The sequence below is a fragment of the Beijerinckia sp. 28-YEA-48 genome (assembly GCF_900104955.1).
Lineage (GTDB): Bacteria > Pseudomonadota > Alphaproteobacteria > Rhizobiales > Beijerinckiaceae > Terripilifer.
In genome coordinates, this window is record NZ_FNSI01000001.1 from 4,707,450 (window position 1) to 4,733,924 (window position 26,475).

Below are 26,475 nucleotides of genomic sequence, written 5' to 3' on the forward strand. Positions count from 1 at the left end.
CCTACCATTGGTAGCGAAGCGCACCCTTGCCGGCGTAGCTGTTGCCGCGACCGGAGAACTCGCCTTCAAAACTGGCCGCGATTGACCAGCCGCTCGGCCACTTCATTTCAGCGCCAGCCGTGACCAGCGCGGCATTGCGGGCTTGCGCCGCGCCGTTGACCACGAAGCTTGAGGCCGGAAGGTTGAGGAAGGATGCGGAGAGCGAGCCGTCCGGATTGAAGTTGTGCGCCCAGGCGAGGCGACCGCGCAGCCAGAGCGTGGCAGATCCGATATCGATCGCGGTATCGCCGCGCAGGCCGAGTTCCGTCCGCCAAGCGGTGACGTTCTTTGCTGCATAGTTCAGGGCGAAAAGGCCAGGGCCGGTCACTGCTTGCTCGCTATATGTCGGCAGAGCGATGTTGGTGAACTGGCCAGCCGCGTAGGGCGTCAAGCCACCAAACGGCGTGGTGATACGAGTGCCACTTTCGAGCCGTCCGGAGAAGCTGTGGGCGCTGAACCGCGCCCGCAACTGATCGAACATGACGCGCCGGTCGGTGGTCACGTCCTGCCAGCCATAGGCCAATGAGCCAGCGACATAGGCGGCGCCGAAATTCTGGCGACCATAGAGACCGGCCTGGAAGACATTGGACGAACCGCTGCCCACGCCGCTGGCGAGATGATAGCTGGTGCCGCCGCCGCCGAGCGCGAAGCCCACGACCGTATCGGGCGAGACGCGATAATCGGCGCCGGCCACCATGCCATAGATTCCGCCGCTATATGTGTTGGAGCCGATGAAGCTATTGCCACGCGTCGTTTGCGTGCCGCCATAGCCGGCCGCCCAGACACTCCAGCGCGGCTGCAAGGCGACCATGATCGGCTGCGTGCCGCGCGGTAGCGGGGCATAGGACATGGGCAGCATGGCCGTGGCGCGGCCGCTGGCCGAGGGATCGTTCATCAAGTTGAGGAAACGATCCATGATGGTGAACGTGCTCTGCTGCACGCCCGTGGCGGATTCGCCCGAGGCCTGTGTGAGGCCAGATGATCCAAGCGTGCCGAACACCAAGGGAATGCCGCCCGCAAAGTTGAAGGAATTCACCAGCCCGTAAGCGACGCGAGCCTGGTTCGACGTCAGACCACCGCCAAAGCTCGGTGCGGTTGGCGGCGTGTAGTTCAGCGTCAAGTCGAGATAGGCGTTGTTGGCATCGTAATTCAGCGCTGACGAGAAATTCGTCGGCAGGTTGGTGTTGACCGGCCCCGAGAACGTCCCATTCACGCCGCCGGTTGCGTTGAGCACGGTATAACGCTTGTTCACATAAGAGCCGGGATCATACATCGCCGCGAGCGAGGCGCCGTTCAGCGCTGCAGTGCCCGAGACATTGACCCGGTCGGCGGCGGAGGGCGAGACCTCGACCCGATAGGTCGATCCAGCCATGAAGGTCAGATCGCCTTGGACGGTGAGCAGGCCAATGGAATTGCCCGGCGCCAAAGTGCCGCCGGCATTGATGAGCGTGCTGCCAACCGTACCGTTGCCGGACAGCGTGCCGCCACTATTGACAGTCAGCAATGAAGACGAAGTGATCGAACCGTTCACCGACAGCGTGCCGTCGTTGACCGTCGTTTTGCCGGTATAGGTATTGATCCCCGACAAGGTCATCTTGCCGGTACCGACCTTGATCAGGGAGCCGCCGGTGCCGCCGCCCGTGCCGCCATCGGCGATCACGCCAGTGACTTCGGTGGACAGATTGTTGCCGCCGATAGTCAGTTGCTTTTCGCCGATATAGAAGGTGCCGCCGCCGGCGAACGAGCCCACGGTGAACTTGTTGTCGCTATTGGGGCCTGGCGTCATCGACAGATCGAAGACGCCGCTGGCAGCCGTATTGATCAGCTGCGCATTGCCTGGTGTCGAATTGCCATCGAACAGCACGTTGCCACTGTTCTTGATGGTGGCATTGCCGGCGCTCGTATTGGAGTCGAATGTAAGCTGGGCACTATTGTTGATCGTGGCGTTGCCAGCGGTGGACTGCTGGGTAAACAGCATCGTGGCGTTGTTAGCGATGGTGGCGCCGCCGGCCGTGCTGGAATTGTGGAATTCGAGAGTGGCAGCGTTCGTGATGGCCGCCGTGCCCGCCGTGGCGTGATCGGCGAAGACTAAACTCCCATTGTTGGTGATGGTTGCGCCGCCGGCGGTCGCGGTGTTGGCGATGCGCAACGTGGCGCCGGTAATGTTGGCGATGGTGGCATTGCCGGCGCTGGCGCTGTCGACAAACGAGAGCGAACCCCGGTTCGTAATCGTCGCGCTGCCGCCCGTGCTGTTGTCGGTGAAATCGATCTGGGCACCGGCATGATTCGTGATGATGGCGCTGCCGGCGCTGGTATTTTGCGCGAACGATATGATGCCGTCGCTATCGATCGTCGCGCTTCCAGCCGTGCTGCTGGTCGAGAAATCAATCCTAGCTCCAGCCACATTGGTGATCGTTGCCTGGCCGGCAGAGCTGTTGTCGTCGAAAGTGAAATATCTGTTGTTGGTGATATGAGCCGTGCCGGCGGTGGCGTTGTCGAAGAACTGGATCGTGCTGTCGTTGTTGATGGTGGCGCTACCAGCCGAACTCATATCGAGGAAAGCGAGAGGAACCGGGATGAAAGTGTGGCGGTCGCCGTTTTGGATGATCGCGGTTCCCGCTGTGCTGGTGTTGCTGAACACCATCGGACCCCGGTTGTTGATCTGGGCATTGCCGGCCGTGCTCGCGTCCTTGAAATCCACAGTGTAGGTATTAACGATCACCGCGTTACCGGCCGTGCTGGTATCGAAGAAGGATAGAGCGCCGGTGTTCGTAATGTAGGCGCTGCTGGCGCTCGTGGCATTGCGGAAGTTCGTGGCACCGCCGTTTGTAATATTGGTAACCCCGCTCATATCGGCGTTGAAGAGCTCGAAGGTTCCGCTGACACCAACCGAGACATGCCCCACGATAGAGCCCATGAGGCCGGCATTGCCGATCTGCAAGGTGCCGCCGTTGATCGCTGTTCCGCCGGTATAGGTGTTGGCGCCCGTCAGGATGAGCGTCCCGGCGCCAGCCTTGGTCAGGTTCGTGCCGCCCCAACCCGTCACCGGATTGGCCGCCTGATCGGTCAGCGATGCCCCGACCGTGAAACTGTCGGTGGCATTGGTCAGCGTGAACGTGCCGTGGGCGAGATTGTTGCCGGCGCTCCAGTTCAGACTATAGCTGGCGAGATACTGCAGGCTGTCAGCCGACTTGCGGGTCGACACGGTGAGATAATCCACTGTGCCGCTGAAGCCGCCGACGGTGACGGGGGCGAAGTCGCCGTTGATTCCGGAGCGGGTATCGATCAGCACCTTGTCGAGCTGGCTCGCATCGCTGATGCCGCTGATATTGAAGCCGACATTGTTGCCGACAATGACGCGATCGGCTGACAGCGCCGGGCTGTTCGTGCCCGCAGTGACGGAGAGCGCCGTGTTGTCGGCGAAGCTCACATCGCGCGCGACGTTCAGGGTCGCCGGTGTTTCGATTGCCAGCGTGCCGCCGTTGACGTTGACGTTTCCGCCAAGGGTGTTGCTGCCGCCCGCAGTGCCGTCGCCGAACTGCAACCGGCCGCCCGAGACGGTGGTGTTGCCCGTATAACTGTTCGTGCCGGTCAGGACCGTCGAACCCGGGCCGACCTGCCACAGCTCGCCGCCGCCCGAGATGTTGCCCGACAAGGTCAGCGTTCCCGTCCGGTAGATGGAGAGCACGCTATTGTTGACGACATTACCGACGATCGAACCGGTCGCTCCGCCATTGCCGATCTGCAGCAAGCCGTTGTCGATCCTCGTGCCGCCGGTATAGGTGTTGTCGCCCGACAGGGTCAGCCCGCCCGTACCCGTCTTGACCAGCGAACCGCCGGTGCCCGAAATGACACCACTCACCTCGTTCCCGGCGCCGTTGGAGCCGACCGTCAGTTCGTTGGCGCCGAGGATAAAGGCGCCCGCGCCAGCGATCGATGCGGCGCTGATCTTGCCATCGCCATTGAGTCCTGTGGTGCCCGAGAAATCGACCGTACCACTGGCATTGTTGACAATGGTCGCGTTGCCTGCGGTGCTGCGGTCGCTGAAGATCAGGCGATTGCTGTTGGTGATGGCAGCGTTGCCGGCCGTGCTTGAATTGCGGAAAGCGATCGTCCCTGGGGTGTTGTTGGTGATGGTGGCATTGCCGGCGGTGCTGGTGTCCAGGAAGGACAGGGCGCCGTCATTGGTGATGCCAGTGCTTCCGGCACTGTTGGCGTTGCGGAAATTCGTCGTGCCGCTATTTGAAATATTGACGATGCCGCTCATGTCGGCATTGAAGACGTCAAACGTGCCGTTGGCGCCGACCCCCACGTTGCCCAGGATCGCACCCGTGTCGGTGGAGGTGCCAAGCTGCAAGGCGCCACCGTTGACCGTGGTGCCACCTGTATAAGTGTTGATCCCGGACAGGGCTAGAGTGCCAGTACCGGTCTTAACGAGCGAGCCGCCAACGCCGGAAATAACGCCACTCGCCTCGGTCGAGAGATTGTTGGAGCCAACAGTCAGTTCGTTGGCCCCGAGGATGAACTGGCCATCCCCGGCGATCGAACCGGCCGTCAGTTTATTGTCGTTGTTCGGGCCTGTGCTGGTGGAGAAATCGATACTCGCGCTGGCCCCAGTGTTGATCAACTGCGCATTGCCGCCGGTCGACTGGCCTATGAAGGTGACGACGCTGCTGTTGCTGATGCGAGCATTTTCAGCGGTGCCATTGCCCAGAAAAATCAGATTCTGGCTGTTGGTGATATCGGCGGTGCCAGCCGTGCTGTTGTCTGAGAATTCAGTATAGGCGTTGTTGGTAATACGAACATCGCCAGCCGAACTGGCACCGTTGAAATAGAGGTCGAAAGCGTTGGTGATGACAGCGCCGGAAGCGGTGCTGCTGCCAAAGAAACGCAGCCGGCCATTGTTGGTGATTGTAGAGCCATTGGCCCCGCTGTTATCGGAAAACGACATGATGTTGTTGTTCGTGATGTTGGCCGGGCCGGCGGTGCTATTGTTTCGGAAAAGCAGGTTGCCAGCGTTTGTGATTGTGGCGCTGCCGGCCGTACTGGCGTCATAGAAGAATATGTCACCGGCATTGGTGATGCTGGCCGCGCCTGCCGTGCTGGCATCTTTGAAAGTCAGGCTCTGATTGTTCGTGACGGTGGCGGTGCCTGCGGTGCTGGTATCTTTGAAAGTCAGGCTTTGATTGTTTGTGATGGTGGCCGTGTCGGCGGTGCTGGTGCTGTTAAACGCGAGAGTACCGTAGTTGACGATCGTAGCCGCACCGGCCTTGCTGCCGTTGTTGAATGATAGATTCCCGTTGCTGTTGTTGCTGACGGTCGCAAAGCCTGCCGTGCTGTCATCGAAGAACGACATGTTGGCGGTGTTCGTGATAGTCGCAGATCCCGCCGTGCTGGTGTCGTAGAAGGACAGGCGATTGCCATTCGTAATACTGGCGCTGCCAGCGCTGTTGGTATTGCGGAAATTCGTGGTCCCCACATTCAGGATGTCGGTGATCCCACTCATATCGGCGTTGACGATTTCAAATGTGCCGCTGGGATAAGTATCGACGCGTCCCACGATGGAACCCGTGTTGCCGGCATCGCCGATCTGCAGGGTGCCGTCACCAATCGACGTGCTGCCGGTATAGGTGTTGCGGCCGGTCAGGATGAGCGTGCCGGCGCCGGCCTTGGTCAGGTTCGTACCGCCCCAACCGGTCGCGGGATTGGCCGCTTGATCGGTCAGCGATGCTCCCACCGTGAAGGTGTCGGAAGCATTGGTCAGCGTGAACGTGCCGTGGGCGAGATTGTTGCCGGCGGTCCAGCTCAGGTTGTAGCTGGCGAGATATTGCAGATTGTCGGCGGATTTGTGGGTGGACACGGTGAGGTAGTCCACCGTGCCGTTGAAGCCACCGACGCTGATCGAAGCGAAGTCGCCGCTGATTCCCGAGCGCGTGTCGATCAGAACCTTGTCGAGCTGGCTCGCGTTGTCGATGCCGCTGATGTTGAAGGCGACGCCGCTGCCGATCCCGACGCGCTCGGCCGATAGCGCCGGGCTGTTGGCGCCAGCGATAATGGACAGCGCGGTGTTGTCGGCAAAAGTCACGTCGCGCGCGACGTTCAGGGTCGCCGGCGTCTGGATCGCCAGCATGCCGCCGTTCACCGTCAGGTTGCCGCCGAGGTTGTTGCTGCCGCCCGTAACACCGTTGCCGAATTGCAACCGACCGCTGTTGATGATCGTGTCGCCGCTATATGTGTTGGTGCCGGTAAGGATCGTCGCGCCTGTGCCTGTCTGATACAGCGCTCCGCTGCCCGATATATTCCCGGCGAACGTATAGGCATCGTTGCGGTTGAAGGCGAGCACGCTGTTGTTGACGACATTGCCGATGATCGAGCCGGTGGCGCCGCCATTGCCGATCTGCAGCGTGCCGCCACTGATCGTCGAGCCGCCGCTGTAGGTGTTGGTCCCCGACAGGATCAGCGTGCCCGTGCCGGTCTTGACCAGCGAGCCGCCTGTGCCCGAGATGATACCGCTCACCTCGGTGGAGAGATTGTTGGAGCCGACTGTCAGCTCGTTGGCGCCCAGGATGAATTGGCCAAGGCCTTCGATCGAACCGGCGGTGAGTTTGTTGTCGCCGTTCGGGCCGGTGCTCGCGGAAAAATCGATCAGCGCGTTGGAGCGAGTGTTGATCAGTTGCGCGTCGCCGCCGGTCGCGTTCCCCGTGAAAGAGACAGAGTCGTCATTGTAGATCGTGGCGCTCCCAGCCGAGCTGGTATCGCCGAAGGACAAAGCTGCGTTGTTGTAAATGGTGGCGGTTCTGGCCGTGCTCGTATTACCGAATCTGACTAAACCATTGTTGGTGATGACCGCGCCGCCGGCCGTGCTCGCATCAACGAACCCAACCGTCGCTCCGCTATTGTTGGTGATTCTGGCGGAATCGGCTGTGCTGTTGTCGTGGAATGTCAAAGTTCCAGCATTCGTGATGCCGGCATTACCAGCCATGGAATTCCCCCAGAATCCCACGCTTGCGCCGCTCTTGTTGTCGATGGTGGCGCTGCCGGCCCTGCTGGTATCGACGAAATTCAAGCCGTAGTAGTTGGTGATACTGGCGGTGCCGGCGGTGCTGCTCTCCCTGAAATTGATATTGGTATAGTTGGTGATCGTGGCGGCGCCCGCCGAACTGGAGCCGTTGAACTCTATGCTGGCATTGCCGACATCGTTGAGGACGGTGGCATTCCCCAACGTGCTGTTCATGTAGAGATACATGCGGTTTTTGTTGGTGATATTCGCATTGCCGGCGGTAGCGAAATTGAAGAACGACAGGCCCATGTTGTTGGTGATCGTGGCCGAGGCCGCCGTGCTGTTGTCGACAAAGCCCATCACGCCGCCATTGTTGATGGTGGCGCTGCCGGCGGTGCTGGTGTCGTTGAAATACAAGCCGCCGTTGTGGCTGATGTTGGACGTGGCGGCCGTGCTGTTGCCATAGAAATAAATGGAACCGCCACTGGTGATGGTGGCGCTGCTCGCGCTCGTGCCGTTCCGGAAGAACACAAAACCGTTGTTGGAAATATTCGTGATGCCGCTGGTGTCGGCATTGACGATATCGAGCGTCCTTTGCGTGCCGACGCCCACGGTGACAGCGCCGACGATCTTGCCGGCGCTGCTCAAGGTGCCGAGCTGCAAGGTGCCGTTGTCGATGGTCGTGCCGCCGGTATAGGTGTTGGTGCCTGACAAGATCAGCGTGCCGGTGCCGGTCTTGACCAGCGAACCGCCGGCGCCCGAAATGACGCCGCTGACTTCTGTAGAAAGATTGTTCGATCCGACCGTCAGTTCGTTGGCGCCCAGGATGAATTGACCGGGGCCAGCGATCGAGCCGGCGGAAAGCTTATGGTCGCCGTTCGGACCGGCGCTCCCGGAGAAATCGAATATGCCCTCGTCGAAAAAATTGAGTAGCTGCGCGTTACCCGCGGTCGCGTTCTGATTGAAATAAACAGAGGAGAACAGATTTGTGATGTAGGAGCTGCCAGCCGTACTGTTTTCATTAAAATAGACGCGGGTGCGGTTATTAATGCTTGAACTTCCCGCCGTGCTCGTCCCCTTGAACGTCATGTTGCCATCGTTCGTGATGGCGGCCTGATCGGCGGTGCTGGACCCCGCGAAATTCAACTCGTTTTTGCTGATGATGGAAGCGTTTCCGGCCGTACTGCTTGCCGAAAAAGCTAAAGTGCCATGATTGACGATGTAGGCGTGGTCGGCGCTGCTGCTGCCGCTGAATGACGTGCTGTAGCCGTTATTGTTGGTGATGGAGGCGGATCCAGCGGTGCTGGCATTGTTGAAAGAGAGGATGCCTGCGTTGGTTATTGTGGCATCACCCGCCGTGCTGGAGCCGCTGAAGTCCAGATATGCGTAGTTGGTGATGGTCGCGTTGCCGGCGGTGCTGATGTCGTTGAAAGATGTATTGGCCGAATTTGTGATGATGGCGCTGCCGGCGGTGCTGGCGTTGTTGAAAGTCAGATTCACGAGATTGGTGATATTGGCCGTGCCGGCGGTGCTGGTGTCATTGAAGGACAGCAGGTCACGATTTTCGATGAGGGCGTTGCTCGCGCTCGTGCTGTTGTAAAATCTGGCGCTGCCGCGGTTGTCGATACTCGTGATGCCGCTGGTGTCCGCGTTGATGACCGAGAAAGAGCCATTCGGGTCAATAGCGACCGCGCCCGCAATCGCGCCGGTGGTGCTGAGGTTGCCGAGCTGCAGCGTGCCGCCGTTCACCCTGGTGCCGCCGGTATAGGTGTTGTGGCCGGTCAGGATGAGCGTGCCATCGCCGGCCTTGGTCAGGGATGTGCCGCTCCAGCCCGTCACAGGATTGGCCGCCTGGTCGGTCAGCGCTGCCCCGACCGTGAACGTGTCGCCGAAATTGGTCAGGGTGAAAGTGCCATGGGCGAGGTTGTTGCCGGCAAACCAGCTCAGGCCATAGCTGGCGAGATACTGCAGACTGTCGGCTGATTTGCGGGTCGACACGGTGAGATAATCCACCGGGCCGCTGAAGCCGCCGATGGTGATACTGGCAAAGTCGCCGCTGATCCCCGAGCGGGTGTCGATCAGAAGTTTGTCGAGCTCGCTCGCATTGCTGATGCCGCTGAGATTGAAGGATACGCCGTTGTTGATCAGGACGCGTTCGGCTGATAACGCCGGGGCGTTGGCGCCAGCGACAATGGACAGTGCGGTATTGTCGGCGAAGGTGACGTCGCGCCCGACATTCAAGGTCGCTGGCGTCTGAATGGCCAGCGTTCCGCCATTCACCCTCACATTGCCGCCGAGGTTGTTGCTGCCCCCCGTAATGCCGTCGCCGAACTGCAGGCGCCCATCGGAGATGATGGTGTCGCCGGTATAGCTGTTATTGCCGTTCAGGATCGTCGTGCCCGTGCTCGTCTGATACAGAGCCCCGCTGCCCGATATATTCCCGGCGAACGTATATGTATTGTTGCGGTTGAAGGCGAGCACGCTGTCGTTGACGACATTGCCGATAATCGAGCCGGTGCCGCCGCCGTTGCCGATCTGAAGCGTGCCGTTCGCGATCCGCGTGCCGCCATCGTAGGTGTTGTCGCCCGACAGGATCAGCGTGCCAATGCCGGTCTTGACCAGCGAACCGCCTGCGCCCGAAATGATGCCGCTTACCTCGGTCGAGCGGTTGTTGGAGCCCACCGTCAGTTCGTTGGCTCCGAGCATGTAGCTGCCACCGCCCGCGATCGACCCAGCGCTCAGTTTATGATCGCCGTTCGGGCCGGTGCTGGCCGAGAAATCCACAGTGCCGAAGGGGCCGTTGGTGATGGCGGCGTTGCCGGCCGTGCTGGCGCCCGCAAAACTCATAGAGCTGTTGTTAGTGAGGGTGGCATTGCCAGCCGTGCTGTTGCCACGGAATTGCGTAGCATTGCTGGTGATGGTGGCATCACCGGCTGTACTGGCGTTGTCGAAAGTCAGAATGAAATTGCTTGTGATGAAGGCATTGCCGGCCGTGCTGTTGCCGGAAAATTGTATATTGCCGATGCCGTTGCCATTGCTGCTGTTGGTGATGGTGGCGTTGCCGGCGGTGCTGGTGCCGTTGAAAAACAGGCTGCTGTAGTTGGCAATGGAGGCGGTGCCAGCCGTGCTGCTATCGTTAAAGGAAAGGTTGCCACTATTGGTGATGCCGGCGCTACCAGCGGTGCTGGTGTTGTTGAAGTTTAGGGTGCCGCCGGCGTTGTTGTTGATGGTGGCGGTACCGGCCGTACTGTTATCTTTGAAGGACAGGCTGGAATTATTGGTTATCTGAGCATTGCCAGCCGCGCTGCTATCGTTAAAGGAAAGGTTGCCACTATTGGTGATGCTGGCGCTACCAGAGGTGCTGGTATTGTTGAAGTTTAGGGTGCCGCCGGCGTTGTTGTTGATGGTGGCGGTACCGGCCGTACTGTTATCTTTGAAGTACAGGCTGAAATTATTGGTTATCTGAGCATTGCCCGCAGTGCTGCTCCAACCGAAGTTGATGTTGGAATTATTGGTGATCGTAGCATCGCCCGCCGAGCTATTTAGATAGAAATCGATGTTGGCATTGCCGGCGCTGTTGGTGATGGTGGCCTGCCCCAACGTGGCCTGATCGTAAACATACATCCGACTGTTGTTGACGATGGTCGAGGTGGCGCCGGTGCTATAGGCGAAGAAAGATAGACCGGAGTTGTTGGTGATGTTGGCAGAAGCAGCCGTGCTGTAATCGCGGAAGCCCATAACGCCCCCATTGGTGATGGTGGCGTTCCCCGCGCTGGAATAGCCGTTGAAATAGAAACGACCGGTTAAACCGGTTTGGCTGATGGTGGCGTTTCCAGCCGTGCTGACGTCATTGAAACTCAGATTGCCGCTACTGGTGATCGTAGCAGTGCCCGCACTCGTGCCATTGTAAAAATTGGTATCGCCGTTATTCGAAATGCTCGTGATGCCGCTGGTGTCGGCATTGACGATGTCGAACGTCTTTTGCACACCCACCGTGACAGTACCGACGATCGCGCCAGTCTGGGCCGCAGTGCCTAGCTGCAAAGCGCCGCCGTTGATCGTGGTCCCGCCGGTATAGGTATTGGTGCCCGTCAGGGTCAACCTACCCGTGCCGGTCTTCACCAGCGAGCCGCCGACGCCCGAAATGACGCCGCTCACCTCGGTCGAGAGATTGTTCGAGCCGACCGTCAGCTCGGTTCCGCCAAGATAGAATTGGCCACCGCCCTCGATCGAACCGGCGGAGAGCTTGTGGTCGCTATTGGGGCCCGCGCTGTTGGCAAAACTGAACGTCGCGCTTGGACTGTTATTGATCAGCCGCGCAGTGCCGCCCGTCGCCTTCTGCCCAAAGCCGATCGTGTCATTGTTAATGATCGTCGCATTCCCAGCGGTGCTCTCGTCTGAAAAGTACAAGAACCTATTGTTGGTGATGGTGGCTTGCCCGGCCGTGCTGTTGTCGAAGAATTCCGTGTATTCGTTGGTGGTAATCGTGGCGCTGCCGGCGGTGCTGGTGCCGCGGAAGTAAAGCCCGAAATCATTGGTGATCTGCGCCGTGCCGGCCGTGCTGCTGTCCCTGAAGTCGAGCCGGCCATTGTTGTTGTTGGTGATGGTCGCGGCACCAGCCGAACTGGTGCCATAAAAATAAACATACTCGGCATTAGAGATGGTGGCGCTGCCGGCAGTGCTGGCATCGTTGAAAGTCAGGGAGCTACCGGCGAGATTGGTGATCTTCGCGTTTTCAGCCTGGCTGGTGTTGTTAAAGAAAACATCGCCTCTGTTGGTGATCGCGGCGGTGCCGGCCTTGCTGGCATCATGGAAGCGCAGAGCGGTATTGTTGTTGATCGTGGCATTACCGGCGCTGCTGTCTTGAAAGAAGTTCAGATCGTTGTTGTTGAGGATCGTGGCGTTGCCGGCGCTGCTCGTGGCGGAAAAATAAGCGATGCCACTGTTGGTAATGCGCGCATCGCCAGCCGTACTTGCGCCGACGAAAGCTAGACTAACAGTGTTGGAGATGGTGGCCTGCCCGGCCGTGCTGCTATCGTTGAAGACGAGACCGGAATTGTTGGTGATGGTCGCGGTAGCAGCCGTGCTGGTGTTGTTGAAAGTCAGCGTGTCATCATTTCTGATCGTGACGTTACCGGCGCTCGTGCCGTTCCAAAACCGGACGGCGCCGGCGTTCGCAATGGTGGTGATGCCGCTGGTATCGGCATTGACCACATCAAACACGCCATCCAGCGTCACATTCACGGCGCCGGCAATCGCGCCAGTGCTGCTGATGCTGCCGAGCTGCAAGGCGCCATTATCGATCCGCGTGCCACCGGTATAGGTATTCACGCCCGACAAAATCAGCCTGCCGCTGCCGGTCTTGACCAGCGAACCACCGACGCCGGAAATGACGCCACTCACCTCGGTCGAAAGATCGTTCAAGCCGACCGTCAGCTCGTTGGCGCCGAGGATGAACTGTCCCACGCCCTCGATCGAACCGGCGGTGAGCTTTTTGTCGCTGTTGGGGCCCACGCTACGAGAAAAATCGATCTGCGCATTGGCATCATTATTGATCAACCGCGCGCCACCGCCGGTCGCGTTATGTCGGAAGACAAGATTGCTATTGTTGATGATCGTGGCGGTCCCAGCCGTGCTGGTTTCGGAGAAATACAGATCCTTGTTGTTGGTGATGTTGGCAGTGCCGGCCGTGCTGCTGTTGAGGAATTCCGTGTAGTGGTTGCTCACAATAGTAGAGGCGCCGGCGGAGCTGGTGTCTCTGAAGTCGAGCACAAAATTGTTGGTGATGGCGGCGGTGCCGGCGCTACTGCTGTCCCGAAAGGTGAACTGGCCGCTGTTGGCAATGGTCGCGGCACCCGCCGTGCTGGTGTTGTAGAAATTGACCCCGCCGAAACTGTCGTTGGTGATGGTGGCCGTGCCGGCCGTACTGGCGCCCAGAAAAGAAAGGATGTTGCTATTTGTGATGTTGGCGTTGCCAGCGCTGCTGGTGTTGTCGAAGGACAGAGTGCGGTAATTTCTAATAATGGCGGTTCCCGCCGTACTGGCATTTAGAAAAGAAAGGGTACCGCCGCTGAAATTGTTGATGGAGGCGTTGCCCGCCGTGCTGGTGTCGTTGAAAGACAGGGCGGAATAATTGTTAATTTTGGCGCTCTCTGCCGTAGTGGCATCTCTGAAAGCAGCGGCACCGAAGATTATGAGGGTAGCGTTGTTCGCCGTACTCGTATTTTTGAACGATAAGCTGCCGTTGTTGGAGACAGTTATGGCGGCGTTGCCGGCCGTGCTGGTGTCGTTAAAACCCAAAACGCCATTATTGGTAATGATGGCGTTGCCAGCGGTACTGTTGTTTTTGAAAAGAACGCTACCGCTAGCGGAATTGGTGATGTTGGCGTGACCCGCCGTGCTGGTGTCGTTGAAGCGCGTAAACAGGTTATTGGTTATCGTGGCGTAATCGGCCGTGCTGGAGCCGTCGAAGTTTAACCCCCCGTTGTTGGCGATGGTCGCGCTTCCGGCGGCGCTGTTGTTGGCGAAGAATATACTCCCCCAGTTAAGAATATTGGCGGTGCCGGCCGTGGTTGAGTCATTGAAAGTCAGATTATAGTTGTTGGTGATGGTCGCGCTGCCAGCCGTGCTGCTGCCGCTGAAATTCGCAGTCCCAGTCCCAGTGTTGATGATGGTCGCGTTACCCGCCGTGCTGGTGTCGTTGAATTGTGCAGTCCCTTCATTGGTTAAAGTGGCATGATCTGCCGTGCTGGAACCGTTGAAGTACAGAAGCGAGTAGTTGCTGAGGGTCGCGCTTCCGGCGGCGCTGTTATCGTTGAAGGATGCACGCAACCAGTTGGTGATTCTGGCATTGCCGGCCGTGCTCGAGTTGTTGAAAAACAGATTCTTGTTGTTGTTGATATTGGCGGCGCCAGCCGTGCTCGAATCATGGAAAGCCAACTCACCACTATTGGTGATCGCGGCATTGCTGGCGCTCGTGCTATTATAGAAATTTGTGAAACCACCGGTCGCTATGCCGGTGATGCCGCTGGTATCGGCGTTGACGACATTGAATGTGCCAAACGGGGTCGTGGATACGTTGCCCACAATCGTGCCGGTGCTGCTGGCGCTGCCCAGCTGCAGCACGCCATCAAGCACTCTGGTGCCGCCAGTGTACGTGTTGGTACCCGACAAGGTCAGCGTGTCGGTGCCGGTCTTCACCAGCGAACCGCCGACGCCGGAAATGACGCCGCTCACCTCGGTCGAAAGATTGTTCGCCCCCACAGTGAATTGCTTAGCGCCGATGACATAGTTGCCGGCGCCCTCGATCGAGCCGGCGGTCATCGCCGCGAACCCGCTCGGGTCGGAAACATCCACCGTGCCGCCAGCCTCGGTGATGAAACGCGCATTGGCGCTCGTACCGGCGGAGATAAACTGCGTGTAACCGCCATTCTGGGTCGTGATCGTCGCGGTAGCTGCCGTGCTGAAGCCACGGAAGGTCAGGGTCCCCCCGTTGCTGATGGTGGCATTCTCCGCCGAGCTGCTGTCGTAGAATGTCAGATCGCTCTTATTGGTGATCGTGGCGTTGCCGGCTTTGCTCGTATCGTTGAAACTCAGAGCGCTGTTGTTGAGGATGGTGGCGTTAGCAGCCGTGCTGAGATTGTTGAAAAGCAGCGAGTCATTATTGGTGATATTGGCAGAGCCGGCCGAGCTGGAGTCATAGAACCACGCGGTGCTGCCGTTGATGAGGGTCGCGGTGCCGGCGGTGCTGGTGTCGTGGAATTCCAGAAAGCTGTTGTTGTTGATCGTCGCCGCGCCAGCGCTACTGGAATTTCTAAAATACAGATCTCTATTGTTGTTTAAGGTGACGGCGCCGCCGTTGACGACGATGCCCGCGCCCGTGAAATTCAGATAAGCGCTGGTCGCATTGGTGATGTTGTAGCTTGAGGCGCCGGCGTTGAACGTCCATCCGCCGATGTTGATGCCGCCATCCGGGGGCGCGCCGCCGATCGTGATGCTTGTCCGAGCCGACGTGCCGAAGAAGGCCGTGCCGGTCGGCATGGCGCCGCTGTCCCAGTTGATGCCGCCGGTATAGACGCCCGAAAAACTTCCGGTCCAGGTGGCGTCCTGCGCCCGCACCGGGCCGGCGATCGGCAGAAGCGCGGCCATGACCAAAGCCGTGGTGGTCAGCAGAGCGGCCCGCAGTCCGCCCGCCGCGCCAAATCGATTTCCTACGGTCACCAACGCATCCCCCATACCGTCACACGGCCGAGGGGCGGCCCCCTCCGTCCTGCGGTGGGCGATCGTCCAGCCAGCCGAAAACTTTCATCAGCGCTGGATTCATCTCATTGTCGGGGGCGTAACGTCTTGATACGGAGCCCGATATAATTCTGAAAATTTCTGATATTTACCATTCAGACCCGGCATCGGGGCCATTTCGATAAACTTCCGTTGTATGAGGCGGTTGGAGAGTCGCTTGGGGGACACGGTGTACCGTTTCATCGGTTTTGAGCTGGACCCGCAGCGTGGCGAGCTGCGGGGCCCCGACGGCCTTGCGATCAAGCTCCGGCCGAAGACTTTTGAGATGCTGCGCCTGTTCGCGACCCATCCTGGCCGGGTCCTCAGCAAGCAGGACCTGATGGAAGCGGTCTGGCCGAACATTCATGTCGGCGAGGACAGCCTGTTCCAATGCGTCCGCGAGCTGCGCGCCGCGCTTGGCGACGAGCGGCGACAAATCATCAGGCTCGCCTCCGGCGGTGGCTATCTGCTGACAGCCCCAGTAACGGCGGACCCATCGGTCGAGCCGTCAACCGAGCTGGCTGGCTCCGACGCGACCTTCTCCAGCCCAGCCGCAGCGCCCGCGGCCGCTCAACCATCCATCTTTGGCTGGCGGGGGTGGACTGCGATTGCGGCGGCGGGGGTCTGCGCGGCCATTGGGCTTGCGGTGGCCGCACCGGCGTTGAGGCCAAGCTTCATCTTCCAGCGAGCGCCACCGGTCGTCGCCGTGATGCCGATTGCCGCCGCGAGCCTTGATCCGCGCGGCGTGGCAATGGCGGCGGAGGTGACCGGCCGTCTCGCCGATGGCTTCGCCAAGATCGACAATATCAGGATTGTCGCGCCACAATCGGCGAACGCCCCTGCTACGCCCGCCGATTTCGAAATACGGGGGGAATTGCAGCGCAGCGAGCACGCCTGGATTTTACGAGCGCGCATCATCAAGACGGCGACCGAGGAGGTTCAATCGGTCGCGACTGTTTCTGTCGACATTGACGAGGCGGACGCGCAACTTCAGCAGTCCCGGCTTGCCGCGGGGGTGGGCCACCCTCTGGCGCGCGGCCTGAACGACTTTTTGGAAGCCAGCGCATCTTCGTCCGCGAACAAGGTGACGTCGGCCGGGAAGGTTGTCATCGAGCAGGCGATCGCCTCGATCAATCAAACGACCGAAGAGCGGTTTGGCGTGGCGCAGACAATGTTGAAGAAAGCGCTCGCCGACGAACCCGAGAGTGTCGATATCGCGGTTGCGCTTTCCTCGCTGCAACTGCGCGGCATCCAAATGCGTTGGTTCAAACCGGATGAAGCGATCGCGGTCGAAGCCCAGGCCAGCGCGACGCTTGAGCGCGCCTTGCGCGCACGGCCCCATTCCATCGCCGCGCTGGAAACCTATTGCCGTTTTCTCAGCGCGACGAACCGTTTCGTCGAAAGCCTCGTCACCTGCGCCAGGATTTTGAGCTTCGATCCCTGGAACGGTGGCGCGCTCTATCTGATCGGTCTCGGGCAGATATTCCTGGGCCGTTTCGACGATGCGCTTGCGACATTCAAACAGGCCGACCGTTTTGACACACCGCGCGTCTCCCGCTGGACATGGCTTCTCGGCGCGGGCTGGACGAATATTTTGATGGGACGCGGTGAAGAGGCGGTGCCGTTGCTCCAAAAATCGATCGCGATTACGGCTGGGTCCGGACGCTCGCATATGATCTTGGCCGCAGCTTACCAAAAAATAGGTCGGCTCGAAGACGCAAGAGCCGCCATGCAAGAGGGGCTGAAACTGCGGCCCGGCACGACGACGCTCAATGTCGCGCCGCCGGCAAAGAACAACAGCCCGATTTATCTCGATGCCGCCAAACACGTCATCCAACTGATGGTCGACGCGGGGCTGCCGCAGCAGTGAACCGGGAGAACTATTTCCGCATCCAAAGTTGCGCCGCCAGCTGACGCAGCCATTTGTGGGCCGGATCCTGTTGCTTTCGTTTGTGCCAGATCTGCCGGATGTTCATCATCGGCGAAGGGAAGGGCAGCGGATAGCGGACGATGCCTGTTTGCTTGGCAAAGTGCCGGCAGAGGAAGTCGGAGGCGATGACGAGGAAATGCGCCGCCGGCAGAATCAGGGGAATGCTGACCAGATGCGGCAGTTGCAAGACGATGCGCGGCCGCAATCCCTGTTCCAGCATCATCTGATCGTAGAGCGTGCGCAGGCGGCCTTCCATGCCGATGAGGGCATGATCGAAGGTGGCGAAAGCCTCGAGCGTCAGGCCCTCGTCGGGAACCTTGAGGCTTTCGCTGGCGAGGCAGCCGAGCCCATGGTTGAACAGCGACTGCTGCATGTAGTTCGGGCTCGTGAGCTCAGGCAGGTAGCCGATGGCAAGATCGACGGTGCCATTGTCGAGCAGATCATCGATGGATTGCGTGTCGGCGGGCACGACCATGAGGGAGGATTGCGGGGACAGGCGCGTGATTTGCGCCAGAAGAGCTGGCACACAGGATAGCTCTCCCAGTTCACCCGTCGAGACAACGAAACGACGGCCTTCGGCCAGCGGGTCGAAGGTTTCCTTCTGCAACAGCGTGCCGTCGACGAGATTCAAAATCTCGGTGACGGGACCAGCGAGCGCCAGCGCCCGTTGCGAGGGTTCGAGGCCGCGCTCGGTGCGCACGAACAGCGGATCGTCGAACAGGGTGCGCAGGCGATTCAGCGACTGGCTGACCGCCGGCTGGCTGATGCCCAGATGTTTGGCGGCGACCGTCCCGTTGCGATAGCGCAACAGCGCATCGATCAGCTTCAGATGCCGTATTTCTAGATCCTGGACGTCCATCATCTTCCCCTGCGGACGTCTTACAGGAGTTTGGCGGCCATTGCGACGGCGGGGCTTCCGTCGAAATACGATCGGGGCATAAATCCGGCGGAAGCTGATCTTCCGCCGGAGATGTTGGGCACTTCTTGCGTGGGATACTGCCTACTGAATGCGCGCCTTGGACAGTTTCACCACATTCTCCATCCGGGCGGCTTCCTGCGCGATGAAGGTTTTGAAATGGTCCGGCATATCGGCGATGACGGTCAGGCCCAGGGTTTCGAGGCGCGATTTGACGGTCGGGTCGCGCAGCGCTTCAGCCATGGCTTTGTTGAGCTTCTCGATAATGTCGCGCGGTGTCGCCGCCGGCGCGACGATGCCGTACCAGATGCCGGCTTCAAGGTTCGGCAATCCGGCCTGGGGCGATGTCGGGACTTTCGGCAGCTGCGGGCTCGGTTCGGTGGCGGTGACGACGATCGCCTTCAGATCGCCGCTGTTGATATAGGGCACCACGTTGGAGAGGTTGTCGCAGATCATCGACACGCGACCGCCGAGCACGTCCTGAATGGCCGGCGCCGGACCCTGATAGGGCACATGAATGATATCGATGCCGCCCATCACCTTCAGTGCTTCGCCGCAGATATGGCTGGTGCTGCCGTTGCCGGCGGAGGCAAAGGAGAGCGTGCCGGGTTTGGCTTTCGCTTCCGCGATCAGCTCCTGCAACGTATTGGCTTTGACCGTCGGATTGACGACGATGATGTTGGGTGTCGCGGCGAGGTTGATGATGGGCGCGAAGTCCTTCTCGGGTGAGTATTGCGGCGACGCGTAAATCCATTGGTTGATCGCCAGCACGCCCGTCGTGCCGAGCAGCAGTGTGTAGCCATCTGCCGGAGCGGTCGCGACGCGCGTCGCGCCGACCGAGCCATTGGCGCCAGCGCGATTTTCAATGACGACCGATCCGCCGAGCGACTTTCCCATGATCGGTGCGATCAAACGCGGGATCGTATCGCTGGTGCTGCCGGCGGGAAACGGCACGACAAGAACGATCGGCCTGTCGGGGTAGTCGGCCATGGCGGGCATGGAGACAAGCGTCAAAACGGAAGTTGCGATCGCGATACTCAAGGCCCGGAAGGTCATGGCTTCTCTCTTTGCTGGAAGACGAAGGCTTAAGGCTAAGGCTCATGACAAGCCTAAAATTGCTGTACAATGCGGGCAAACGAGTTAAGTTGAAGAGTTCTTGAGTTTTCGGCAAGACCTGAAAAACCACTCGGAAAAGTCCCATTCGTCGCCGCATCCCCAGCATGAATGCGTTGCTTGCTTTTGAGGCAACTGCACGCCACGAGAGCATCACACGCGCGGCAAATGAGCTGGCGTTGACGGAAAGCGCTGTCTCCCGGCAGATCTCTTTGCTTGAAGAGCATCTCGGCGTGCGGTTGTTCAACCGTATCAAGAAACGTCTTTCGCTCACGCGCGCGGGCCGCGCCTACGCCAATGACATCTCGCACACGCTGGAACGGCTGGAGCGCGACACGCTCAAAGTCATGTCGCTTGAGGGCGCCGGCGGTAATCTCGAAATCGCCGCGCTGCCGACGGTTGGCTCGTCATGGCTCATTCCGCGTCTGTCCAGCTTTTACGCGCAACATCCCAATGTCACCATCAATGTCAGCGCGCGCAGCGAGCGCTTTTTGTTCGATGGCACCGATATCGATGGCGCGCTGTGTTTCGGCGATGCCAACTGGCCGGGCGCCTTGTCGGACTTTTTGTTCGAGGAAGATCTGGTGCCTGTCGCTAGCCCGAAACTGTTGACCGGGCGGCGCAGCGGCCAATTGGAACGGTTGATCCGGCAGCGGATGCTGCATTTGAAGACACGCCCCAGCGCGTGGCAGTCTTGGTGCGTGGCCAACGGCTTGTCGGATCTCAATTTCATGAGCGGGCCGCGCTTCGAAATCCAGGCCATGCTCATCGGCGCGGCGTGCGCTGGACAAGGCGTGGCGCTGCTGCCGGAATTTCTGATCGAAGCGGAGCTCAAGTCCGGCGCGCTGAAGATTCTGTCGGATAAATCCGTGCGCAGCAAAGGCGCTTATTACTTTGCCTATCCCGAATGGCAGGCGGATGAACCGTTGCTGTCGCATTTCCGAGCCTGGCTGCAGGACCAGGTTCGGCTGTTTCGCGGCAATGACTAGCGACGAAGCAATCCAGAGCACGCGGTAGAGTGTGAAGAAATGCCTGTGGTACAGGTCTATTTACGTCAACAACTCTGCACTTTGGTCCTGGGTTGCTTCGCTTCGCTCGCAATGACGATCGAGTGTTCGCGCGCCATTCCCGGATGCGACCTTTACCTGCTAGAGTTTCGCGGCGCGCTCTAGGCTGTCGAACATGGCGATGCGCCGCAGGAAAGCGCGGGTGTTGTCGCGGGTCGACAGCGCCGTCTTGATCTCATCGCGGAAAGCCTGGCGATCTTCCGGCGTCTTGGCTTCAAGATTGCGCTTGTTGCGGATGGTGCCGTTCTGAATGGCCTCCATCGTCACGGTGCGGCGCTGGCGGTCATAGGCATCGAGCGTGGCTGCATTGGCTTTGCCCTGGATGACCGGCCCAAGCAGAGCGGTTAGATTCAGGGCATCATGCACGCCACCGTTCATGCCCATGCCACCAAGCGGATTGTTGATATGGGCGGCATCGCCCGCCAAAAACGTGCGGCCTTCACGAAAATGGTCGGCGACGCGCTGGTGGACGCGATAGAGCGTGGTGTGCTTGATCGGCGCATCGGTGGCTTCGGGCAGGATGCTGGTGAGCATGTCGCGGGCGAAGCTGGCGCTGGTAACGGTCTCGTCGGGAATATCCGGCGGTACCGGGATCATGATGCGCCAGGCATCGAGGATGCGCAGGAAGAAATGCCAGCGCTGTGGGTCGGCCCAATAGCTGACCGAGGTGACATTGGGACGTGCCGCTTCCACATCGGCCGGCGTGGTGATGACGAGGAAACGCTCCGCCCAGGTGAACCCTTCGAACGGGATGTTCTGGCTGCGGCGCACGATGCTGTTGGCGCCATCGGCGCCGATGAGCCAGGCGCAGCGCAAGGTGCCGTCTCCGTCCGGTCCGGTGAAGCTGAGGCTGACGCCCTGTTCATCCTGCGAGACGCCCTTGAGTTCCGTGCCGAAGTGAATGTTGAACAGCGGGTTATCTTGCAGCGCGTCGAGAATGATGCGCGTGAGCTTGAACTGCTCGGCCTGCAAGCGGAAGGGATGGCGCGTCAGATCGGCGATCTCGGCGAAATCGAAGGTGCCGAGTTCGCCGTCGATCATCGAGCCGTATTGCACCTGCGGCGCCTTCAGCCCCTGCGCGATCAACGTTTTGGCGAAGCCGAGATCGTCGAGCATGTCCAAGGTAGGTGGATGAAAGGTCGAGGCGCGCGACTCGCGGCTGAGCTCGGCGCCGGCCTCCAGAACGGTGACAGGCACGCCCTGGCGCACCAGATCGGCGGCGGCGACCATGCCGACAGGGCCCGCTCCGGCAATCACGACGGGCAGCACATTCGTATCCATCACATCATCCTCATGTGGAACCGGACGATGACGGAACGCCGAGGCGCTCGATCATCCGGGCCGATGCTTAGAATTCGGCCGCGGAAGATCAATTGATGAATCCCGAACAGAACTTGAGTTTCGCTCAAGTCGGTGGCGAAGGGTGGCCCCGGGGCTGGACTTATAAGGCGTCGTCCAGGTGAGTCCTCAGCGCCCGGCTTGCGCTTTGCGTTTCACCGCGTCGGCGCGGTTGTCGATAGCCCGCTGATAGTCGGGGTTCAGCTTGATGGCTTGATCGTAATTCTCGATGGCGCGGCCATAGTCGCCTTTGCGGAAATAGGCGAGGCCGCGATTGTTGTAGGCCAGGGCATAGTTTGGATCGATGCGGATCGCCTGGTCGAAATCGAGAATAGCCCTGTCGTGCTCGCCCCTGCGGCTATAGATCAGGCCACGATTGTTGAAGGCGATCGTGTAATTCGGCTTGTGATTGATCGCCTGATCATAGTCTTGCAGCGCCTTGTCGTTGTCGTTTTTATTATTGTAGGCGATGCCGCGATTGTAGAGAGCCTTGGTGAGATCGTCCGGCGGTGGCTTGACGGCGCTGATGACGCCACTGCAGCCCTCGATCGTCTGGTCGTCGGTCGAGGCATTGCTGTTGCACAAGGCCCGTAGCTGGCCGTAATTTTGCGGCAGATCGCCAGTGGCAACAGCCTCGCGCAGTTTCATGGCCTCGGCGCGATTGTCGATGGCCTTTTGATATTCGGGCTGGATGCGCAGCGCCTGTTCGAAATCTTCCAGGGCGTGATTGAAGTCGCTCTGGTTCTCATAGGCGATGCCGCGATTGTTGAGGGCCAGGGTATAGTCGGGCTTGAGCCGGATGGCCTCGCTATAGTCTGCAATGGCGCGATCGTATTGAGCCTTGCGATTATAGGCATAACCACGGTTGTTGTAGCTGGTGGCCAGGTCCGGTTGCGCGCCATTGCTGGCGGCGGCGATCACGCCGTTGCAGCCTTCGATCGTCTCGTCATCCGTCGAGGCATCGCTGTTGCACAGCGCCTTGAGCTGCCCGAAATTCGCCGGCAGCCCGCCGGTGGCCTGGGCGTCGCGCACCTTGATGGCGCGGGCACGGTTATCGACGGCTTTCTGATAGTTCGGCCGGAACCTGAGGGCCTGATCGAAATCGGCGATGGCGCGGGCAAAGTCACCCTTGTTCTGATAGGAAAGGCCGCGATTGTTGAAGGCGAGCGCATAGTCGGGCCGCAGGCGGATCGCCTCGCTGTAGTCGCGAATGGCCTGATCGTATTGGCTCTTGTTGTTATAGGCATAGCCGCGGTTGTTGAGGGCTGGCACCAGATCGTCCGGCGGTGTCTTACCGGGCACGATGATGCCGTTACAGCCGGCGATCGTCTGATCGTCGTTGGAGGCATTGCTGTTGCACATGGCTCGCAGCGCGCCGTAATTCGCCGGCAGGTCGCCCCTGGCTTGCGCGTCGCGCACGACGAGGGCGCTGGCGCGGTTCTCGAGCGCCTTCTGATATTTCGGCTGTATCTTGAGCGCCCGATCGTAATCCTGAACCGCGCGGACGTAGTCGCCCTTGTTCTGGTAGGCGAAGCCGCGATTGTTATAGGCCAGCGCGTATTTGGGATCGCGGCGAATGGCTTCGTTATAGTCCTGGATGGCGCGATCATATTGCGCCTTGTTGTCGTAGGCATAGCCGCGATTGTTATAGGCGGTGGTGACATCGCGGCGCGACGCCTTGCCGGCGATCACGCCATTGCAACCGTAAATCGTCTGGTCGTCGGTGGACTCGTCGCTGTTGCACTGTTGCTGCAGCTCTTCAAAGGATTGCGCGGCGGCGGGCAACGCGCTGAAAAGAATCATCGCCAAAGCCGTCGTCGTCGAAAACAATCCGAGGGCGTGGGCCTTCGTCCGTATCATCGTCCGTCTCCAATGATTTTCGTTCTGCGAAATTATCGGATTCGTAGCCGAAAATTGGATGACAGGCCATATTGGATGGTTGCGACGCATGGAATGGACGTCCACGAAGATCGCGGACGTCCATCTTGTCGCCTACCGAAATAGATTATTTCCGAAGCGCTTACGCGCCTTCGCGCAATCGAAAGCGCTGGATTTTACCTGTCTGTGTCTTCGGTAGCGCCTCGACGAAATTCACCGCACGCGGATATTTGTAGGGCGCGATCGTTGCCTTGACGTGATCCTGCAGCTTCTTGATCTCCAGGGCGTCGGGCGCGATGCCGTCGCACAGCACCACATAGGCGGCGACGATCTGGCCGCGTTCGGGGTCGGTGGCGCCGATCACCGCGCATTCCCGCACATCCTCGTGGGAGAGCAGAGCTGCTTCGACCTCGGGGCCGGCGATGTTGTAGCCGGCCGAGACGATCATGTCGTCGGAGCGGGCGGCGAAGTGGAAATGGCCGTCCTCGTCCTGGACGAAGGTGTCGCCGGTGAGGTTCCAGCCGTCGCGCACATAGACCTTCTGGCGTTCGTCGGCGAGATAGCGGCAACCGGTCGGGCCGCGCACGGCGAGGCGACCGGGCGTGCCGCGCGGCACTTCGTTCATATCATCATCGACAATCTTGGCCTGATAGCCGCTGACAGGGCGGCCGGTGGAGCCCGGCGCCATGTCGTCGAAGCGATTGGTGATGAAGATGTGCAGCATCTCAGTGGCGCCGATGCCATCGAGCATAGGCTTGCCGGTCTTGCGCACCCAATCCTCGAAGACCGGTGCCGGCAGGGTTTCGCCGGCGGAGACAGCGACGCGCAGCGACGACAGATCGGCGCCCTTGTCCATGGCGGCGAGCATGGCGCGATAGGCGGTGGGCGCGGTGAAGCTGACCGTCGCCTTATAGTTCTCGATAATCTCGATCATGTTCGGCGGCGAGGCGTTTTCCAGAAGCGTCGCGGCGGCGCCGAAGCGCAGCGGAAAGATCGCCAGTCCGCCGAGGCCGAAGGTGAAGGCGAGCGGCGGCGAGCCGACGAAGATGTCGCTTGGCTGCACATTCAGCACTTCGCGGGCATAGCCATCAGCGATGATCAGGAGGTCGCGATGGAAATGCATTGTCGCCTTGGGTTTGCCGGTGGTGCCGGAGGTGAAGCCGAGCAGCGCGACGTCGTCGCGGCCGGTCTTCACGGCCTCGAACTTCACCGGCTTGTCGAGGGCGATGCGATCGAGTTCGGCATCGTGGTTGGCGGTGCCGTCAAACCCGACAACCTGTTCGAGGAACTGGCTTTCCTTGGCGCAAGCGACGAGTTCGTCCTTGATGCGGGTGTCGCACAACGCCAGTTTGATCTCGGCTTTGTCGATGACCTGGGCCAGTTCGCCGGCGCGCAGCATCGGCATGGTGTTGACGACGACGGCGCCGGCCTTGGTGGCGGCGAGCCAGCAGGCAACCATGGCCGGATTGTTGGCGGAGCGGATCAGCACGCGATTGCCGGGCTTGACGCCATAGACCTCAACCAGCGCATGGGCGAGGCGGTTGGTCCAGTCGGACAGCTCTTTGTAAGTGCGGCGCCGACCGTTGCCGATCAGCGCCGTATTGTCACCAAAGCCGCGCTCGACCATGCGGTCGGTGAGTTCAACGCCGACATTGAGATAGTCGGGATAGTTGAAGCCGCTGAGCGGGAGCTGCGGCCATTGATCGAGCGGCGGAAGATTGTCGCGGGTGAAGGTGTCGATATGCGCGGTGGGGCCTAGTCCTGACATCATGCGCCTCCCATAATCTGCCGGGCGATGACCACTTTTTGCACGTCCGACGCACCTTCATAGATGCGCAGCGCACGGATCTCCCGATACAAGCTTTCAACGATATGGCCGTGGCGCACGCCATCGCCGCCGTGCAATTGCACGGCCTTGTCGATGACACTCTGGGCGCGGTCGGTGGCATAGAGTTTCGCCATGGCGGCTTCGCGGGTGACGCGCGGCGCACCATTATCCTTGCTCCAGGCGGCGCGATAGACGAGTAGGGCGGAGGCATCGACATCGAGCGCCATGTCGGCAAGATGGCCTTGCACCATTTGCAGGTCGAACAATGGCGCGCCGAACAATTCGCGCTTGGTGGTGCGCGTCAGGCTTTCATCGAGGGCACGGCGGGCGAAGCCGAGCGCCGCCGCGCCAACGGTCGAGCGGAAGACGTCGAGCACCGACATGGCGATCTTGAAGCCATCGCCCGCTTTGCTGATCAAAGCGGAAGCCGGCACGCGGCAGTCCTTGAAGGCGAGGCGGGCCAAGGGGTGCGGCGCGATCACTTCGATGCGCTCGGCGATGGTCAACCCCTTCGTCTCGGCCGGCACGAGGAAAGCCGAGAGGCCCCTGGCGCCTGGCGCTTCGCCGGTGCGAGCGAAGGTGATGTAGAAATCGGCGATGCCGCCGTTGGAAATCCACGTCTTTTCGCCGTCGAGCACATAGCCATCGCCATCACGGCGCGCGGTCATGTCCATATTGGCGACATCGGAGCCGGAGCGCGGCTCCGACAAAGCAAAGGCTGCCAGCGCCTTGCCGGCGCGGGTCTTGGTGAGCCACTGGCGCTGCTCGGTCGTGCCGTAGAGGCTGAGCGCGCCGGTGCCGAGGCCCTGCATGGCGAAGGCGAAATCGGCGAGGCCATCGTGGCGGGCGAGGGTTTCGCGCGTCAGGCACAAGGTGCGCACGTCGAGGGGCTTGGGATCGGCGGGGTCAACGGCGGTTGGCAGCAACCAGCCGTCGCGGCCGAGCATGGCGACGAGTTCGCGGCAGGCGGCGTCGACATCGCCATGATCGACGGGCAGGTGTTTGGCGCACCAGGCGTCGAGCTTTTCGGCGTGGGCGCGATGGTGATCTTCGAAGAAGGGCCAGTGCAGAAAGGAACGATCGGGCATG

9 protein-coding genes are annotated in these 26,475 nt (G+C 60.3%); 2 read left to right on the forward strand and 7 right to left on the reverse strand.

All coding sequences use genetic code 11. The features are described 5' to 3' along the window. Position 1: 1 nt before the first annotated feature. Positions 2–15,259, reverse strand: coding sequence for an autotransporter-associated beta strand repeat-containing protein (locus BLW50_RS31125; protein ID WP_170850291.1), 15,258 nt, complete (start codon positions 15,257–15,259; stop codon positions 2–4). A gap of 235 nt (positions 15,260–15,494) precedes the next feature. Between BLW50_RS31125 and BLW50_RS22100 the strand changes: the two genes are divergently transcribed. Further along, positions 15,495–17,186, forward strand: a complete 1,692-nt coding sequence (locus BLW50_RS22100; RefSeq protein WP_244544351.1) for a winged helix-turn-helix domain-containing protein — start codon at positions 15,495–15,497, stop codon at positions 17,184–17,186. A gap of 10 nt (positions 17,187–17,196) precedes the next feature. On the opposite strand, the gene BLW50_RS22105 is transcribed toward BLW50_RS22100, so the two are convergent. Both BLW50_RS22105 and BLW50_RS22110 read right to left on the reverse strand, forming a co-directional pair. Continuing rightward, positions 17,197–18,108 (reverse strand): LysR family transcriptional regulator, encoded by a 912-nt coding sequence (locus BLW50_RS22105; protein ID WP_090706650.1) that lies wholly within the window; start codon positions 18,106–18,108, stop codon positions 17,197–17,199. 138 nt (positions 18,109–18,246) lie between these two features. Beyond that, complete coding sequence (locus tag BLW50_RS22110; RefSeq protein WP_090706652.1) at positions 18,247–19,218, reverse strand: Bug family tripartite tricarboxylate transporter substrate binding protein; 972 nt, start codon at positions 19,216–19,218, stop codon at positions 18,247–18,249. A gap of 164 nt (positions 19,219–19,382) precedes the next feature. Here BLW50_RS22110 and BLW50_RS22115 point away from each other — a divergent pair, with 164 nt between their 5' ends. Then, positions 19,383–20,264 carry a LysR substrate-binding domain-containing protein gene (locus tag BLW50_RS22115; protein ID WP_210186112.1) on the forward strand — a complete coding sequence of 294 codons (882 nt, stop codon included), beginning with the start codon at positions 19,383–19,385 and terminating at the stop codon, positions 20,262–20,264. Between the two features lie 159 nt (positions 20,265–20,423). On the opposite strand, the gene BLW50_RS22120 is transcribed toward BLW50_RS22115, so the two are convergent. The 4 genes from BLW50_RS22120 to BLW50_RS22135 form a co-directional block, all read right to left on the reverse strand. Then, positions 20,424–21,623 carry an FAD-dependent oxidoreductase gene (locus BLW50_RS22120; protein ID WP_090706657.1) on the reverse strand — a complete coding sequence of 400 codons (1,200 nt, stop codon included), beginning with the start codon at positions 21,621–21,623 and terminating at the stop codon, positions 20,424–20,426. 186 nt (positions 21,624–21,809) lie between these two features. Continuing rightward, positions 21,810–23,540 carry a tetratricopeptide repeat protein gene (locus tag BLW50_RS22125; protein ID WP_170850293.1) on the reverse strand — a complete coding sequence of 577 codons (1,731 nt, stop codon included), beginning with the start codon at positions 23,538–23,540 and terminating at the stop codon, positions 21,810–21,812. A gap of 160 nt (positions 23,541–23,700) precedes the next feature. After that, on the reverse strand, positions 23,701–25,326 hold the full coding sequence (locus BLW50_RS22130) for an AMP-binding protein (protein ID WP_090709529.1): 1,626 nt from the start codon (positions 25,324–25,326) through the stop codon (positions 23,701–23,703). Then, positions 25,326–26,474 (reverse strand): acyl-CoA dehydrogenase family protein, encoded by a 1,149-nt coding sequence (locus BLW50_RS22135; RefSeq protein ID WP_090706663.1) that lies wholly within the window; start codon positions 26,472–26,474, stop codon positions 25,326–25,328. Before BLW50_RS22135 ends, BLW50_RS22130 begins: the two co-directional genes overlap by 1 nt. Between the last annotated feature and the right edge of the window lies 1 nt (position 26,475).